General features: G+C 57.2%; 14 protein-coding genes. All 14 read left to right on the top strand.

The genetic code is table 11. From position 1 onward, the window contains the following. Positions 1 to 22 precede the first annotated feature (22 nt). The 14 genes from olsA to infB all read left to right on the top strand — a co-directional run bounded on the left by olsA (position 23) and on the right by infB (position 16,418). On the top strand, positions 23 to 955 hold the full coding sequence (gene olsA / locus K5845_RS11585; RefSeq protein ID WP_090225873.1) for a lyso-ornithine lipid O-acyltransferase: 933 nt from the start codon (positions 23 to 25) through the stop codon (positions 953 to 955). Positions 956 to 1,223: 268 nt separating this feature from the next. Next, positions 1,224 to 2,585, top strand: a complete 1,362-nt coding sequence (gene miaB / locus K5845_RS11580; protein WP_046478224.1) for a tRNA (N6-isopentenyl adenosine(37)-C2)-methylthiotransferase MiaB — start codon at positions 1,224 to 1,226, stop codon at positions 2,583 to 2,585. A 120-nt stretch (positions 2,586 to 2,705) separates the two neighbouring features. Further along, positions 2,706 to 3,719 (top strand): PhoH family protein, encoded by a 1,014-nt coding sequence (locus K5845_RS11575; protein ID WP_170832379.1) that lies wholly within the window; start codon positions 2,706 to 2,708, stop codon positions 3,717 to 3,719. Continuing rightward, positions 3,716 to 4,291 (top strand): rRNA maturation RNase YbeY, encoded by a 576-nt coding sequence (ybeY, locus tag K5845_RS11570; RefSeq protein WP_287959029.1) that lies wholly within the window; start codon positions 3,716 to 3,718, stop codon positions 4,289 to 4,291. The genes K5845_RS11575 and ybeY overlap by 4 nt, the downstream gene beginning before the upstream one ends. A gap of 80 nt (positions 4,292 to 4,371) precedes the next feature. Further along, a complete protein-coding gene (locus tag K5845_RS11565) occupies positions 4,372 to 5,448 on the top strand; it encodes a hemolysin family protein (RefSeq protein WP_287959028.1) in 1,077 nt (358 codons plus the stop codon). Between the two features lie 84 nt (positions 5,449 to 5,532). Further along, entirely contained in the window at positions 5,533 to 7,194 is a 1,662-nt protein-coding gene (gene lnt, locus K5845_RS11560; protein WP_287959027.1) for an apolipoprotein N-acyltransferase, read from the top strand. Between the two features lie 233 nt (positions 7,195 to 7,427). After that, positions 7,428 to 7,880 (top strand): helix-turn-helix domain-containing protein, encoded by a 453-nt coding sequence (locus K5845_RS11555; RefSeq protein ID WP_046478226.1) that lies wholly within the window; start codon positions 7,428 to 7,430, stop codon positions 7,878 to 7,880. A 98-nt stretch (positions 7,881 to 7,978) separates the two neighbouring features. Continuing rightward, positions 7,979 to 9,190 (top strand): methionine adenosyltransferase, encoded by a 1,212-nt coding sequence (gene metK / locus K5845_RS11550; protein WP_046478227.1) that lies wholly within the window; start codon positions 7,979 to 7,981, stop codon positions 9,188 to 9,190. A gap of 157 nt (positions 9,191 to 9,347) precedes the next feature. Further along, positions 9,348 to 10,058: a tRNA (guanosine(46)-N7)-methyltransferase TrmB gene (gene trmB / locus K5845_RS11545; protein WP_090225860.1), complete on the top strand. Its 711-nt coding sequence runs from the start codon at positions 9,348 to 9,350 to the stop codon at positions 10,056 to 10,058. A gap of 186 nt (positions 10,059 to 10,244) precedes the next feature. Then, a complete protein-coding gene (gene rimP, locus K5845_RS11540) occupies positions 10,245 to 10,871 on the top strand; it encodes a ribosome maturation factor RimP (protein ID WP_502814134.1) in 627 nt (208 codons plus the stop codon). A gap of 5 nt (positions 10,872 to 10,876) precedes the next feature. Next, a complete protein-coding gene (nusA, locus tag K5845_RS11535) occupies positions 10,877 to 12,598 on the top strand; it encodes a transcription termination factor NusA (RefSeq protein ID WP_076605311.1) in 1,722 nt (573 codons plus the stop codon). Between the two features lie 36 nt (positions 12,599 to 12,634). Next, positions 12,635 to 13,330: an RNA-binding protein gene (locus tag K5845_RS11530; RefSeq protein WP_244464895.1), complete on the top strand. Its 696-nt coding sequence runs from the start codon at positions 12,635 to 12,637 to the stop codon at positions 13,328 to 13,330. Then, complete coding sequence (locus tag K5845_RS11525) at positions 13,327 to 13,530, top strand: hypothetical protein (RefSeq protein ID WP_046478231.1); 204 nt, start codon at positions 13,327 to 13,329, stop codon at positions 13,528 to 13,530. Before K5845_RS11530 ends, K5845_RS11525 begins: the two co-directional genes overlap by 4 nt. 59 nt (positions 13,531 to 13,589) lie before the next feature. Then, on the top strand, positions 13,590 to 16,418 hold the full coding sequence (gene infB / locus K5845_RS11520; RefSeq protein WP_287959025.1) for a translation initiation factor IF-2: 2,829 nt from the start codon (positions 13,590 to 13,592) through the stop codon (positions 16,416 to 16,418). Positions 16,419 to 16,501 lie beyond the last annotated feature (83 nt).

The raw sequence follows: 16,501 nt of genomic DNA, 5'->3' as shown, positions 1-16,501 counted from the left end.
GCGCCCAACCTGCGAACGTCCCATGAGTTGGCTCCGCGCCAGCAATATCCTGGTATTGTTTATGGGGCTGACATTGCCGTTGATGCCGCTACAGGCGGTATTTGTCCGGTTCAGCCCGCGTTACGCGAGGCGCTTCCCCAGCTGGTACCATAAAAAAGTTTGTCGGCTGCTGGGCTTGCGGGTTCAGGTCGAAGGCAATATTGCGCGCGACAACCCTGTACTTATCGTATCAAACCACACGTCCTGGCTCGACATCCCCGTCATTTCCTCGGTCGCGCCGGTCTCCTTCATCGCGAAGAAGGAAGTTGGTGCTTGGCCATTCGTTTCCTCATTGGCGAAATTGCAGCGAACGATATTTATCGATCGCGAGCGGCGCGCATCTGTGGGGGACACCACAGAGGAAATCCTGACAAGACTACGTGCGGGGGACTCGCTCGTGCTCTTCGCCGAAGGGACATCAAGTGATGGCAACCGCGTCTTACCATTCAAGACGTCGTTGTTTGCCGCAGCAAAGCCTTCCGCGTTGCGTGCCGCTATCCGGCGCGACAAAGAGGACGCGACCAGCGCGCCCGCGGCTGGGAGTTCGCCGGAGAACCGTCAGGTTCTCGTGCAAACGCTCACCATTGCTTACACACGGTTGCACGGCATCCCTTTGTCACGCGCAGACCGGCCGCTGGTGGGCTGGTATGGCGATATGGACATGGCGCCGCACGCTTGGCAGCTGTTGCAGGCTGGACCGATAGATGCCGTGATCAAGATTGGGCGGCCGGTACCGCTCGATGCCTTCATGGACCGCAAAGCGCTCGCCAAATACAGCGAGGAAGAAATCCGCAAGGAACACGTACGCATCATGCGCGGTGTAACGTCCGACGAGTTGCTCGAACCAGCCCAAACGCCGTCCGAGGCTGAGGGTGCTTCTCCGCCACAGTCGGAAGCGAAACGTAGTTACGGGTAAGAAACGTCGGCGTTTCAGCGTGCCCTGCGACAAACACACGCTATTCACCACCTCAATTCGGGTGCATTGCACCAACAAATTCTTTGTGTCACTAAATCCTTGGTGACGACCGTCACAATGAGGGCAAAGACCTGTTTTTACGGGAATTTACCCATCACAGGATCGTCATGGAAGACCCCGGCGCAAAGCGCTGCAATACTGGAAAATATAAGGGTGCGACGTGTCCAAGCTGACGGAGTTTAATTCTGACTCTGACGGAGAGTGCACAATGCCGGGGACCAAGAAGGTCTTCGTAAAGACGTTCGGTTGCCAGATGAACGTCTACGACTCCGAACGGATGACCGAGGCTTTGGCGCAGTACGGCTATACCGTGGCCGATACGCCGGAATCCGCTGAACTCATTGTTTTGAATACGTGTCACATCCGCGAAAAAGCGGCGGAGAAGGTCTATTCCGATCTCGGACGCATCCGTGAAGTGAAGGAAGAACGGCGCCAGGCTGGTAAGAACACCGTCGTCGCCGTAGCCGGTTGCGTCGCTCAGGCCGAGGGATCTGAGATTATCGCCCGCGCGCCGGTCGTTGATCTCGTGATAGGCCCGCAAAGCTATCACCGTCTGCCTGAACTCGTTTTCCGAGCGCAAAGCGAATCCCGGCGCATTGTCGAGGTGGCTTTTCCAGAAGAGGACAAGTTCGCGAATCTTCCTGCGCGCGCGGCCACGGTTCCTGGAACTCAAATCGCACCCGCGTCGGCATTCCTTACGATTCAGGAGGGTTGCGATAAATTCTGCACGTTCTGCGTCGTACCCTACACGCGAGGTATGGAGTATTCGCGTCCGGTCGCCGCGATCGTCGCGGAAGCGGAAAGCCTCGTCGCGCGTGGCGTTCGCGAGCTGACGTTGCTGGGTCAAAACGTAAACGCCTACCACGGCGAAGGACCCGACGGAGCCACATGTTCGCTTGCCGGGTTGATAAATCGCCTAGCCGAAATCGATGGCCTTGAGCGCTTGCGTTACACGACCAGCCACCCCAACGATATGAGCGAAGATTTGTTTGCGGCCCACCGGGATCAGGAAAAACTGATGCCGTACCTACACCTGCCTTTTCAGTCAGGCAGCGACCGCATTCTGGCCGCCATGAACCGCAAACACACCGCGGATGACTACCGTCGCGTGATCGAGCGCCTGCGCAAAGTCCGGCCGGACATCGCATTGTCCACCGATATCATTGTGGGCTTTCCGAGTGAAACGCAGGAAGATTTCGACGCAACGCTTGCGCTCGTCGAGGAAATTGGTTTCGCCCAGGCCTTCTCATTCAAATATTCTGCCCGTCCTGGTACACCGGCTGCAAAAATTGCAGAACAGGTGCCCGAAGGCGTCAAGACCGAGCGCCTCCATCGCCTTCAGGAACGTCTTGAAGCTCAGGCATCGCGTTTCAATGAGGGCTGTGTTGGCAAAATAGTGCAGGTGCTGTTTGAACGTCCAGGCCGTCAGGCGGGACAGCTCGTTGGTCGTTCGCCGTATCTGCAACCCGTTCATGTTGAAGGGGCTCCAGAATACCTTGGACGTGTCATTCCAGTGGAAATCTCAGCCGCCGGCATGAAGTCGTTGTCGGGTGTCATACGAGCTGCTTGAAAGCGGAGTATGAATGTCCACCTATCAGGTTGATTCGGAATCGCGGCCAGTTATGCTAGCAACTGAAGAACTGGGTGGTTGTGAAGCCAACGTAAGGGCCGGGCATGGGAGACCTCTAATTTGACAGGCTTTCGCGGGCAATCCGTGACCGGGCCTGGGCGCGCCCAAAGATCGCAAGGCGTTTCCAAACGCATCGTCGTGCCCTTTGAAGACAATCGCTTCCTGACACAGTTGTTGGGAGAGTTCGATTGTCACCTAGCTCTTATTGAGGATCGCCTTGGCGTAGAGGCGCATGCTCATGGCAACGTCATCATTCTGACAGGCTCGGAGCCAGCAGTCGGGTTGGCCCGAGACGTTCTGGAACAGCTTTATCGGCGGATCGCGAATGGCGAACCGATCGGCGCGGGCGATTTCGATGGCCTAATCCGCCATGCCAGGCAGGAAACACCAGCAACGGATGGACAAGCTCAGATCGCGACCCGCCGTCGTGTCGTCAAGGCGCGGACACCCGCCCAAAGCACCTATATGCGCGCGATGGAACGTGTCGATCTGGTGTTCGGGATTGGCCCTGCGGGCACGGGGAAAACCTATCTTGCCGTCGCCTATGCCGCCCACTGCCTGGAGCGTGGGCTCGTTGAACGCTTGATCCTGTCGCGCCCAGCCGTAGAGGCAGGTGAGCGTCTGGGGTTTCTGCCCGGCGACATGCGCGACAAGGTCGACCCCTATTTGCGTCCCCTATACGATGCGCTTTATGATCTGCTGCCGCCCGAGAAGGTTGAGCGCGACATCGAGACGGGTGTCATCGAAGTCGCTCCACTCGCTTTCATGCGCGGCCGAACGCTCGCCAACGCTTTCGTTATTCTGGATGAAGCGCAGAATACGACGAGCATGCAGATGAAGATGTTTCTGACCCGTTTGGGAGAGAACGCAAAAATGGTCGTCACAGGCGACCCAAGTCAGATTGATCTACCGCCAGGGCAAACGTCCGGGTTGGAAGAGGCAGTTCGTCTCCTGCAAGACGTCGAAGGCATTCAGTCAATCCGGTTTTCCAATACGGATGTCGTGCGCCGCGATCTCGTGGCGCGCATTGTAACTGCGTACGATAAGGCCTCTGAGGGCCAGCGCCCGCGATGAACGATCCCTGCGACAGTAGACGCTCAAGCGAAGGCAGCGAGCAAGACGGCAGCGAACCTCCTAGTCCAGCTGCGCAGACTATTGAACTCGATGTCGTGCACGAAGCTGGTGATTGGTCCAGCGTTCCCGATATCGACAACATCATACGTCGTGCTGCCCAAGCCGCAGCAACAGAGCCCGAAGCAGAGCTTGCAGGGGCCAGTGCCGCATTGGCTCTATCTTCCGATGAGCATGTAGCCACGCTCAATGCTGCCTATCGTGGAAAGCCAAGCCCTACCAACGTTTTGTCGTTCCCTGTCGCTTCAGGCCTCCCTGTTGGAAGCGGAGCGCAGCGTTTTATTGGCGATATCGTGCTCGCTGCAGAAACGGTGGCGGCCGAAGCCGCGGCCATGCGCATTCCGACAAGCCACCATCTTCAGCATCTGGTCGTCCATGGTCTTCTCCATCTCGTGGGTTTCGATCATGAAACCGACGAAGAGGCGACACGCATGGAAGCACTTGAAACGCGCATTCTGGCGACACTCGATATTGCTGATCCATATGCGCCCATCGAAGCCGATTCCGAAGAATGAAGACGCACACCTGACGTGCTGAGCACGTCCGAGCATCATGAACTCAGTGTGCGATTGTATTGGAAAATAGTGATACGGAAATGAGTACCGACGACACGACAAGCACCAACGGCGACGCGACGTCCACATCTGACGATGCTCGAAGTTCGACGGCCTTTGGATGGTTTAACACTCTGCGCTCACGGCTTGGACTGCCGGGCGGCCAAACACTGCGTGACACGCTTGAATACGCATTGCAGGGCGAGGCAGGACCGAGCGATTCCTTCAGTGCGCAGGAACGGCAGATGCTGCTGCGTTTGCTGCATTTCAGTGCCAGTCGCGTCGAAGACATCATGGTGCCACGTGCCGATATCATCGCGATCGACGAAAGCGACTCCATTGCCGATCTGCTCGAGACGTTCGAGCGCGCGGGCGTCTCTCGCGTTCCCTTGTTCGCAGAGACACTCGATGATCCGCGCGGAATGGTCCACATCAAGGATTTCTTCCGTTGGGTCATGACCGAAGCCGGCCGAGAGGTTACACCGCCTGCACCGGTTGAAGAGGCCGCAGACAGTGCGAGTGGAGATCCGTCTGAAGAAGCGCTGTCATCCACGGTTGCCAGTCTCAATCTAGGCACCATAGATTTGACCCGGCCAGTCTCGGTTGCTCGGATCAAACGCCCGGTTCTGTATGTGCCTCCGTCCATGCCCGCTATGAACCTGCTCATCAAAATGCAATCGACGCGTATTCACATGGCGCTTGTCGTCGATGAGTACGGAGGCACGGATGGCCTCGTGACGATTGAAGATTTGGTTGAGCAGATCGTCGGCGATATCGAAGACGAACACGACGAGGCCGAAGTTCCCAACATCACCGAAGATCCGAAGCTGGGCCTTGTGGCGTCTGCACGCGCGCCGGTCGCAGAGCTGGAAAAACTCCTCGATCGTAAGATTTTGTCGAGCGAAGAAGAGGAAGAGATCGATACGCTCGGCGGCTTGGTGTTCACGATCGTGGGGCGTGTCCCAGCGAGGGGGGAACTTGTCAAACATCACTCCGGCCTGGAGTTCGAGGTGCTGGACGCTGATCCGCGCCGCGTCAAGAAGCTGAAAATTCACGTTCCTGTTGCGGAAGCCGACTCCGAGCCGAGTCCTGCGACCGCGTCCGTCGGCGAAAGCTAACCGTCCGTGACGGGGAGCGAAACAATCGATCGTCCGCAGCGGAGCGCGCGTAAGCCACCTCGTGTCCTTCGGCGATTGGCCTCTGTGGCTAAGGTTGTCAGAGAAGCCGTAGGATGGCGCCGCCGTGGCATCGCGTTTCTCGCAGGAGCCCTATCGGTGCTCGCCATGGCACCATTCTTTCTCTGGCCGGTACTGTTCTTTACTCTTCCAGTTTTGATCTGGTTGATCGATGGAACATCTGATCAAGCGCTTGCACATGCTGAGGCTGACAAAGCGACACACACGCGGGCATGGCGCACGAGCTTGAAGAGGGCAGCGTTCGACGGCTGGTGGTTTGGCTTCGGTTACTTCTTCTTCGGATTGTTTTGGATCGGCGAAGCATTCTTGGTGGAAGCGCACATCTTCGGATGGCTTTTGCCCGTTGCCGTTACGCTTATGCCAGCGGGCCTTGCGCTGTTCACCGCGGTGACAGCAGCTGCGGCGCGAAGCTTCTGGGTGCCCGGACTATCCCGCGTTGCGGTTTTGGCTGTCGCCTTCGGTGTCGGGGAATGGCTGAGAGGTCATATCTTCACAGGCTTCCCCTGGAACGTGCTGGGCTATGCGTTAACACAGCCGTTGTATTTGATGCAGTCTACGGCCGTGTTCGGCATCTACGGATTGACATTGCTCACTGTGTTGATTGCCGCGACACCGGTGATCGTACTGGCCGACCCACGCACCCCGCGTCCCGGAGCGAAAATTGTCGCGCTCACCGTGACGCCTTTAGCTGCACTATTCATCTATGGAGCACTGGTCCTCGCTCCAGGTCCCAATTCGTTTGTGGACGGCGTAAAATTGCGCATCGTACAGCCGAGCATTCCTCAGCACGAAAAATGGTTGGCGAGCGAGCAGCCACGAATTTTCGCAGAACATCTGCGTCTGTCGCGCATTTCCGAATCTGGAAAACAGGATGATTTAGAAGGCGTTACGCATGTCTTCTGGCCAGAGGCCGCGATGCCTTTTCTACCACTTTCAACGCCGGACGCGCTTTCTGCAATTGGCACGTTATTGCCTGCAAACACATTTCTCGTAGCAGGCGCGTTGCGCTTGGAAAAGGCCAGCGTTGGTGATGAGTTGCGGCCAAGTACGCTCCCTAAGCGTCAGGTTTATAATTCGATCATCGCTTTTGGACCTGAGGGGGAGACGCGGGCAATCTATGACAAGATTCACCTCGTGCCATTTGGAGAGTATCTGCCTGCTCAAGAATTCCTCGAAGCCATTGGTTTGGAAAGTTTGACGCGGATCCGCGGCGGTTTTTCAATTGGCCCTACGCCACGTCCCTTAGTTTCCGTCCCGGGGCTTCCGCCTTTCTCTCCATTGATTTGTTACGAAGCGATTTTTCCCGCAGCAGTTGTTCAAGGCGAGGATCGTCCAGCTCTACTTGTGAATGCGACCAACGATGGCTGGTTTGGTAATACGACGGGCCCGCACCAGCATTTACATCAAGCGCGTTTGCGCGCGGTTGAAGAAGGCGTGGCCCTATTACGCGTCGCCAATAACGGTATATCCGCTGTGATCGATCCGTTCGGTCGTATTATTGGAAAGCTCGATCTTAACGAGGTCGGAACACTCGATACGCAGCTTCCCCAGCCACGCCCTGCAACCATTTATGCTCAATATGGCGACGGTCTATTTTTACTTTGCGTGCTCGCGTTGAGCCTAACGACGTGGATTATTGTCCAGTATAATCGCTATGCGGCACGATAAGACGTGTCAAAGGTGTGGCTTCACAGCACCGCTTCTACTATGAAATGCAACTTTCATAGTAAGGAATGACCACATCTTGGCACGATTTTGCCGAAGTGGGTGGCATTGATGCACTCTATAGTATAGATCACCCAGCAAATAACAAAGCTTAAATTGTTTGAGCGTGGTCCGTCCTGCTTACTGACGCGATCGTGCTGTAGGCTGTAAGGTAAACTTTGGAGCCGGTATTTCGCATGGGCAACGATTTTAATAACAAGAATACTGTGGAGGAAGAGCGCAATGCGCGCCGGGCGAACCCGATAGACGTTCATGTCGGTGCTCGTGTCAGATTACGGCGTATGCTGCTGGGGATGAGCCAGGAAAAACTTGGCGAACGATTGGGACTGACTTTCCAGCAGATTCAAAAATACGAGAAGGGTGTAAATCGCATTGGCGCAAGTCGGTTGTTCGACATGGCGCGCGTTCTAGGGGTGCCGATTCAGTTCTTTTATGACGAGGTGCCAAATGGAGATTCTGCCGAAGCCACAGGCATGGCGGACGCGTCCGCGGAGTATGTGCCGGATCTCATTACGACCCGCGAAGGCTTTGAGCTCAACAAGGCGTTCGCTCGCATTCCGGACGCGCGCGTTCGACGTGCTGTTGTCGAGCTAGTTCGCTCGCTGGCGAACGAAGAATCGCAGGACTGAGACGTCCTGCGACAAGGCCCCGTTTCAGGGGCTAGCCTTGACCCGCCCCTAAAACCTTGCGACAAGGCCCGCAACTTCCCATCGAAAATGAAATGCAAATGGAGGGAGCGAGCTTGGCACGCACATCCTATTTATTTACCAGTGAATCGGTCTCTGAAGGTCATCCGGACAAGGTCTGCGATCGTATCTCTGATGAGATCGTCGATCTTTTTTACCGTGAAGGGCCCAAGGCAGGCATCGATCCCTGGTCGATTCGTGCCGCGTGCGAGACATTGGCGACGACCAACCAGGTAATCGTTGCCGGCGAGACGCGTGGGCCGTCCACGGTCACCACCGAAATGATCAGCGCGAAGATTCGCGAAGCGATCAAAGACATCGGGTACGAGCAGGAAGGCTTCCACTGGGCCAACACGAACATTGATGTTCTATTGCATCCGCAGTCCGCTGACATCGCAGTTGGCGTCGATGCAGCCGGCAACAAGGACGAAGGTGCCGGCGACCAAGGCATCATGTTCGGGTATGCCTGCCGTGAAACGCCGGAGCTGATGCCGGCACCGATCTACTACAGCCACAAGATTCTTGAGGTTCTGGCAAAGGCGCGCAAAGCGAAAGAGGGTGCCGCTGCTAAGCTTGGACCGGATGCGAAAAGCCAAGTGACCGTGCGTTACGAAAACGGCAAGCCCGTTGCTGTCACGCAGATCGTTTTGTCGACGCAGCACATCGATCCTGATCTCACGTCCAAACAGGTACGTGAAATCGTCGAGCCCTATATCCTCAAGACTCTTCCCGCTGAGTGGGTGTCGAACGATACCGTCTGGCACGTAAACCCAACGGGTAAGTTCGTGATCGGCGGCCCGGATGGTGACTGTGGTCTCACGGGACGTAAGATCATCGTCGATACCTATGGCGGTGCGGCGCCCCATGGCGGCGGCGCGTTCTCGGGCAAAGATCCGACGAAGGTGGACCGCTCGGCTGCGTATGCGGCACGTTATCTGGCAAAGAACGTCGTGGCGGCGGAACTCGCAGAGCGCTGCACCATCCAGCTGTCCTACGCAATCGGCGTTGCCGAGCCACTGTCGATCTACGTCGACACGCATGGCACAGGCAAGGTGGATGAAGCCCAATTGGAAAAGGTTCTCCGCGAAGTCATGAAGCTGACGCCGCGCGGCATCCGCGAGCACCTGAACCTGAACAACCCGATCTATGCTCGCACGGCAGCTTATGGCCATTTTGGCCGTGCACCAGACGATCAGGGTGGCTTCACGTGGGAAAAAGACGATCTTGCCGCAGCCATTAAGTCGGCGCTGTAAATCCAGCCGGCTTAATCTGTCGAACGAACCTGGACGGCCGCAGCGCATGCGTTGCGGCCGTTTTGTTCTATTTTTTAGAGAGAAATAGAAATTCACGCGTTCAGCTGTGTTGATGAAACCGAATTCTCCAAGCAATTGCGCAACGTAGGTCGGGGCGATGGGCGAAACCACACAAAAGGGTGAAGGAATTCCAGCTGATCTCCGTTCCTTCGGCCGTCGACGTGGGCGGACGCTAAGTCCGCGCCAACAACAGCTCATGCGAGAACTGCTGCCCAGGTTGGCTCTCGAAGTCACCCAACCGAGGCCTCGGTCACTAACAGAGCTCTTTTCCGCGAATGTCGGTGAAGTTTGGCTAGAGATCGGTTTCGGCGGGGCGGAACACTTGATCTGGCAGGCGGCCCATCATCCCTCTGTTGGTTTGATAGGTTGCGAACCGTTCGAGGACGGCGTCGTCAAGGCTTTGACGGCCATTGAGGAGAATGAACTCCAAAATATTCGTTTGTATGTCGATGATGCGCGCGAGGTTTTGCGTTGGCTTCCACCGGCCAGCATCAACCGAACGTTTATCTTATTTCCAGATCCCTGGCCGAAGCGGCGGCATCATAAGCGCCGTTTGGTGTCCGCATCTCTGATCTCGGAGCTGGCACGGGTCATGGCGGCAGGGGGCGAGTTACGGATCGCCACCGATATTGGCGACTATGCCCGCACAGCGCTCATCGCTTTGCAAGACAGCCCGTTTTCTTGGCAAGCGGCGAGCCCTCAAGACTGGCGCCTACGCCCCGACGACTGGCCATCGACCCGCTACCAAGCAAAAGCCCTCCGTGAAGGTCGGCGATGCTATTTCTTCCGCTTTCTGCGAAATGCTTGAGCAAGTACAGCCGCAGACTGCTTATTTTGTGCCATCAAAATGTTCAAAAAACTTCACAAGGCGCTTGCAAGTGCCTAAGTCTTCACGTAGTCTTGAATTGCTCATGATCATCTCAACTCTGGGAGTGGGCCCTCTGGGTCCGCTCTTTTTGTTTTGGGAATGGCATTTGGGAATTAGCGACAGTATTTGACGAGGGCCTCTGTGGCGGGCGATACGAGCGCGTCGCGCGAGCGCTTTTTCCGGGAGACAGGATTGGCAGCGGCAGTGGCCGAACTTGCTGAACCAGTCCTGGAGGATCTTGGTTTCCGGCTCGTGCGAGTACACATACAAGGACGTGAAGGCAAGATCGTTCAGATCATGGCCGAACGCCCCGACGGTACAATTACGGTGAATGATTGCGAGACGATCTCTCGCCAGCTATCACCGCTGCTGGATGTTCACGACGTTATCTCAGGCAGCTATCGCTTGGAGATTTCTTCGCCCGGGATTGATAGACCTCTCGTGCGTCCATCCGATTTTGAGGACTGGGCTGATCACGAGGCGAAGGTCGAACTGAGCGAAATAGTGGACGGCCGCAAACGCTTCCGTGGGCGGCTTGAAGGCTTCGAGGATGGTGAGATCCGTATGGAGGTCGATCTTCCTGAGGTTGGTCCGACGGTTGTTGGCTTTCCGGTTTCGCTGGTGAGCGATGCCAAGCTGGTCTTGACGGATGAACTTGTGCGCGAAGCCTTGCGTCGGGCGAAGAAGTCAAGGCAAACAGACGATGCCGGTAACGACGTAGGTCCCGGCGACGAAGTGGATTTGGAGGACTAGGCAACATGGCGATGGCAGGTATCAGCGCCAACCGTCTCGAACTCTTGCAGATTGCAGACGCTGTCGCCCGCGAGAAATCGATCGATCGAACGATCGTGATCCAGGCGATGGAAGATGCGATCCAGAAGGCGGCAAAGTCCCGTTACGGCGCGGAAAACGATATCCGCTGCACGATCGATCCCAAGACTGGCGAGACGAAGCTCTCCCGTGTGATCACGGTCGTCGAGAACGTCGAAAATGACTCGACTGAAATTTCGGTACAGGGCGCACAACGCCGTCAGCCGGGCGCCGTAGCTGGCGACCTGATCGTTGAGCCGCTGCCGCCGTTGGACTTCGGCCGTGTCGCTGCGCAGAACGCCAAGCAGGTGATCGTCCAGAAGGTTCGTGAAGCCGAGCGTGAGCGCCAATACGGCGAATACAAGGATCGCATCGGCGAAATCGTCAACGGTACCGTAAAGCGCGTCGAGTACGGCAACGTCATCATCGATCTCGGACGCGCCGAGGCCATCATCCGTCGCGACGAGATGATCCCGCGTGAAAATTTCCGTTACGGAGACCGTGCACGCGCCTACATCTACGATGTGCGTCAGGAACAACGCGGCCCGCAGATTTTCCTGTCGCGTGCGCGCCCTGAATTCATGTCGAAGCTGTTCGCGCAGGAAGTGCCTGAAATCTACGACGGCATTGTGGAGATCAAATCGGTTGCTCGCGACCCCGGGTCACGTGCGAAGATCGCGGTTATTTCCAAGGATTCGTCCATTGATCCGGTCGGCGCTTGCGTCGGTATGCGCGGTTCGCGCGTCCAGGCGGTTGTCAATGAACTGCAGGGCGAGAAGGTCGACATCATTCAGTGGCGTCCCGATCCCGCAGAGTTCATCGTTAACGCGCTCGCGCCTGCAGAAGTGAGCAAGGTCGTCCTCGACGAAGATACCGACAAGATCGAGGTCGTGGTCCCGGAAAATCAGCTCTCACTGGCGATCGGCCGTCGCGGTCAGAACGTGCGTCTTGCGTCGCAGTTGACGGGCTGGGATATCGATATCCTCACGGAGCAGGAAGAAAGCGAACGCCGCCAGAAGGAATTTGTCGAGCGGTCCAACATGTTCATGGACCAACTCGATGTTGACGAGGTGATCGCGCAGCTATTGGTGACCGAAGGCTTCGCCTCGATTGAGGAGGTCGCTTACGTCGATCTCTCCGAAATCGCACATATCGAAGGCTTCGATGAGCATACCGCGAACGAGATCCAGACACGTGCGCGCGATTTTCTTGAGCGTATCGAGAATGAGCGTGATGCGCGTCGTCGCGAGCTCGGTGTCGCCGATGAACTCGGCCAGGTTTCTGGCGTAACGAGCGCCATGCTGGTCGCGTTTGGTGAAAACGGCATCAAGACCGTCGAAGATTTGGCCGACTGCGCCACAGATGACCTCGTCGGCTGGGTCGAGCGTAAGCGCGAAAAAGATAGCGAGCCGGTGCGCCACAAGGGAATCCTTGATGGCATGGAGATCGGACGCACAGAGGCTGAAGAACTGATTATGGCAGCCCGCGTTCAGGCAGGCTGGATCAGTGCGGAAGACCTCGCATCATCTGCTGAGCCGGAAGAAGAGGCTGAAGAAGCCGCGCCTTCCGAAGCAGATGCACAGGCGCAAGAAATTGAAGCCGTTTTCTCTTCAGGTACACCTAAGCCTGCAGGCAAAACGAATGCCGGCGATGCCGGTTCGTCCGACTAGGGCGATGGAGATGTTCAACGATTGGAGCAGCAACGCGTGGTCGCAAATGAACGGCCAGACATTCGAGAGGCCAGCCGGATGGAAGGGAAAGACCTCTTCCGTCAATGCGCCCTCACGCGTTCTGAGCGGGTAACCGGCGATCTGATCCGATTTGTCGCCGGCCCCGGCGACACTATATATCCTGATCTGACACATAAATTGCCTGGTCGCGGCGTATGGGTTACGGCCGATAGGGAAAGTATCTCCGCTGCCGTTAAAGCACGTGCTTTTGCCCGAAGCCTAAAGCGTAAGGTAGAAGTTTCCGAAGATCTTCCCGGTTTGGTTGAGCGTCAATTGACGCAGCGCGTTGTCGAAGCCCTCGCGCTCGCCAACAAGGCAGGCCTCGTTGTTTGTGGCTTCGATAAGATAAATACGCGGTTGGAACGCGAACGCATCGCGACCCTGGTACACGGAGCTGATGCTGCCCGCGACGGTTGTGACAAGTTGGATCGCAAGTATACCGCTATCGCGGCGGACCGTGGCTTTAAGCCAATCATCATTGATATTCTGACAATTGATGAAATCGGCTTGGCCATGGGGCGCTCAAATGTGGTACATGCTGCCCTCACACCCGGAGGGGCGGCGAAGCGATTTGTGGGTGAAGCTGAAAGATTAGCCCGCTACCGTCGAGGCATTGCCCCTCCTGTAACCGCTAAAGCAGCTTCTGGCGAAGCAAAGGTTGGTTCGCCATGATAGGCTGCAAAGAATTGATTGGCTCTCGCGCAGGGGTTATTCCGAGCCCGAGCCCGAATACCGGCAGCGAAACGCTGCGGATCAAGACCCCGGCACTTCTACTATGGGGAGACTATTTCCGCCCTGTGGTGCCGACCAGAACCGATGACGCGATCATCATACGGCAACGCTATTGCCAAACGCGCAACGGCGTACCGTGACACGATCTTAGATCACGCCGCGGATTGAGATCACACGAAGAGAGTTGAACGGATATCGAATGACGGACACGAAAGACTCCACCGACAAGACCATTCGAGGTGGGCGCAAACAGCTCTCTCTACAACGCACCGTCGAGTCCGGTCATGTTCGGCAGAGTTTCAGCCATGGCCGCTCGAAGGCCGTCGTGGTGGAGAAGCGCAAATCGCGCAAGCTCGCTACGCCAGGTCAACAAGGCGCAGAAGAGATAACACCGGCGACCCCGCAGCAGCCAGCCGCGCCTGTAGCGCGCAAGCCGGCCAGCGCACCGCCGCGTCCTGCACCAAGTGCTGATACGGCGTCTGGTGACAAGCTATCCAGCAGCGAAGTTGAAGCTCGTCAGCGCGCTTTGCAGGCGGCTAAGGCGGCACAAGATGCTGAGGAGGCTGAGCGAAAGGCGCGCGAAGAAAGCCAGGCTAAGGCGGAAAAAGAGTCGGAAGCGGCTAAAGAGCCTGTCGCCGAAAAAAGCGAACAGCCGACGGCAGCGCCAGAAGCTCCACCCGAGCCTGTAGAGGTCGCTGCGGAACCTGCGCCACCAGCTGTCGAAGAAGTAAAGAGCGCGCCCGCACCTGAACCGGCGAAGTCTGCGCCTCCGGCTCGCGAACAGCCACGCGCAAAAAGCTCGGCCGCACCGGCGAGGAAGAGCGACGGCCCGCAGCGCGGGGAAGGGCGGCCATCGGGTAGGTCTTCCGAAGGCGATGCGCCTGCACGTCAGCGCGCGCCACGCTCGCTCGACACGCAGTTCCAGCCGCGCGAGCGCGGCAAGCCGAAAGAAATTAGATTGCCCGGTCCGCCTCGCGGTCAGGCCGATGGAGGTGATGAGCCGATCGTCGCCAAGCCGCAGCGTGCGCAACGGCCAGCTCCCGCTCCGCAACAACAGCAGATGGAGGACGAGGACGGTCGCAACAAGCGTGGCGGCAAGCCATCGCGTACAGCGACACGCACCGGTGATGAACGTCGTGAGCGCGGTAAGCTGACGGTTGATCAGCTTCTTAATCGCGAAAACCGCGAACGTTCGCTTGCATCTCTGAAGCGTAAGCGCGAACGCGAGAAGCTGAAGGCGATGGGTATCGCTCAGCCGCGCGAAAAGATTGCGCGTGAGGTGATTATTCCTGAAGTGATTACTATTCAGGAACTCGCCAACCGCATGGCCGAACGCGCCGTCGATCTCATCAAGTACCTGATGAAGCAGGGCGAGATGCATAAGATCAACGACGTGATCGACGCCGACACGGCGGAACTGCTCGTCTCCGAGTTTGGTCATACGTCAAAGCGCGTTTCCGAAGCCGACGTTGAAGAGGGCTTTATCGGTGAAACAGATGCCGATGAGACACTCGTGCAGCGTGCTCCCGTAGTCACTATTATGGGGCACGTCGACCACGGTAAAACCTCGCTTCTCGACGCTATCCGGAAGGCGAATGTCGTCTCGGGAGAAGCTGGCGGTATCACGCAGCATATCGGCGCGTATCAGGTTGAGACGGGCTCCGGCCAGAAAATCACGTTCATCGATACGCCAGGCCACGCAGCCTTCACGGCCATGCGTGCACGCGGCGCCAAGGTCACGGATATCGTCGTGCTGGTCGTTGCTGCCGACGATGGTGTGATGCCTCAGACCATCGAGGCGATCAACCATGCCAAGGCTGCGGATGTGCCGATGATCGTGGCTATCAATAAGATTGATAAGCCGCAGGCCGATCCCAACCGCGTCCGCACGGAACTGCTGCAGCACGAGGTTGTTGTCGAAACCATGTCGGGTGAGACACTCGAAGTTGAGGTTTCCGCGCTGAAGCAAATGAACCTCGACAAACTACTCGAGGCTATCGCTCTGCAGGCTGAAATTCTTGATCTCAAGGCCAATCCCGAGCGCAATGCGGAAGGTATTGTCATCGAGGCTAAGCTCGAACGCGGTCGTGGTCCGGTAGGCACCGTTCTCGTTCAGCGCGGTACGTTGGCCGTTGGTGACATCGTCGTTGCCGGCACCGCATGGGGCCGCGTCCGCGCGTTGATTGACGATCGCGGAAAGAACGTCGCTAAGGCGGGCCCGTCTGTTCCTGTCGAGGTTTTGGGCTTCGATGCGGCGCCTGAAGCAGGTGATCAGTTCGCCGTTGTTGAGAACGAAGCTCGTGCCCGCGAGATCACCGACTATCGTGTTCGCAAACGGCGCGAAAAGTTGGGCTCCGCTGGGTCGCCGCGTACGCTTGAGCAAATGATGCAAACGCTCAAGGACGAAGCGGGCAAGAAAGAGTTTCCGCTCGTCATCAAGGGTGACGTGCAAGGCTCTATCGAAGCCATCGCGGGCGCTCTCAAGAAGATGGGCACCGACGAGGTCGAAGCGCGTATCGTGCACTCCGGCGTTGGCGGTATCACAGAGTCCGACGTCGTTTTGGCGAACGCCTCGAACGCTGTCATTTTTGGCTTCAACGTTCGCGCCAACGCCCAAGCCAAACAGGCCGCCGATAGTCAGGGTGTCGAGATCCGCTACTACAACATCATCTACGACCTCGTTGATGACGTTAAGGCGGCGATGTCCGGTCTGCTTGAGCCGACGATCCGCGAAATATTCCTTGGAAATGCGGAGATCCTGCAGGTCTTCAATATCACTAAGGTCGGCAAAGTAGCTGGCTGCCGTGTAACGGAAGGCAAGGTTGAGCGCGGAGCCAAAGTTCGCCTGATCCGCGACAATGTCGTTATCCATGAGGGCAGCCTGTCAATCCTGAAGCGCTTCAAGGATGACGTGAAGGAAGTTCCCGTAGGTCAGGAATGCGGTATGTCCTTCGCGAATTATCAGGACCTACGCGAGGGCGACGTGATCGAGTGCTTCCAGGTCGAGACACTGGCTCGCACCCTGTAGTCACATCCGATCGCTTGGCGATCGTTTGGGGTCGGGCCGGCTGACGGCACGACCCCTTTGACGTCATAGCGGCAATGGCTTGT

This window comes from Filomicrobium sp., assembly GCF_025698805.1.
In the GTDB taxonomy this organism is placed as follows: domain Bacteria; phylum Pseudomonadota; class Alphaproteobacteria; order Rhizobiales; family Hyphomicrobiaceae; genus Filomicrobium; species Filomicrobium insigne.
The sequence above is the reverse complement of the archived record's forward strand: the minus strand, read 5'-3'. Positions and strand labels throughout refer to the sequence as shown.

What these genes read in the sequence shown, in the direction of transcription:
- miaB (WP_046478224.1), top strand. Translation starts at nt 1,224, where the DNA reads ATGCCGGGGACCAAGAAGGTCTTCGTAAAGACGTTCGGTTGCCAGATG.
- ybeY (WP_287959029.1), top strand. Translation starts at nt 3,716, where the DNA reads ATGAACGATCCCTGCGACAGTAGACGCTCAAGCGAAGGCAGCGAGCAA.
- metK (WP_046478227.1), top strand. Translation starts at nt 7,979, where the DNA reads ATGGAGGGAGCGAGCTTGGCACGCACATCCTATTTATTTACCAGTGAA.
- trmB (WP_090225860.1), top strand. Translation starts at nt 9,348, where the DNA reads ATGGGCGAAACCACACAAAAGGGTGAAGGAATTCCAGCTGATCTCCGT.
- K5845_RS11565 (WP_287959028.1), top strand. Translation starts at nt 4,372, where the DNA reads ATGAGTACCGACGACACGACAAGCACCAACGGCGACGCGACGTCCACA.
- K5845_RS11525 (WP_046478231.1), top strand. Translation starts at nt 13,327, where the DNA reads ATGATAGGCTGCAAAGAATTGATTGGCTCTCGCGCAGGGGTTATTCCG.
- infB (WP_287959025.1), top strand. Translation starts at nt 13,590, where the DNA reads ATGACGGACACGAAAGACTCCACCGACAAGACCATTCGAGGTGGGCGC.
- K5845_RS11555 (WP_046478226.1), top strand. Translation starts at nt 7,428, where the DNA reads ATGGGCAACGATTTTAATAACAAGAATACTGTGGAGGAAGAGCGCAAT.
- olsA (WP_090225873.1), top strand. Translation starts at nt 23, where the DNA reads ATGAGTTGGCTCCGCGCCAGCAATATCCTGGTATTGTTTATGGGGCTG.
- nusA (WP_076605311.1), top strand. Translation starts at nt 10,877, where the DNA reads ATGGCGATGGCAGGTATCAGCGCCAACCGTCTCGAACTCTTGCAGATT.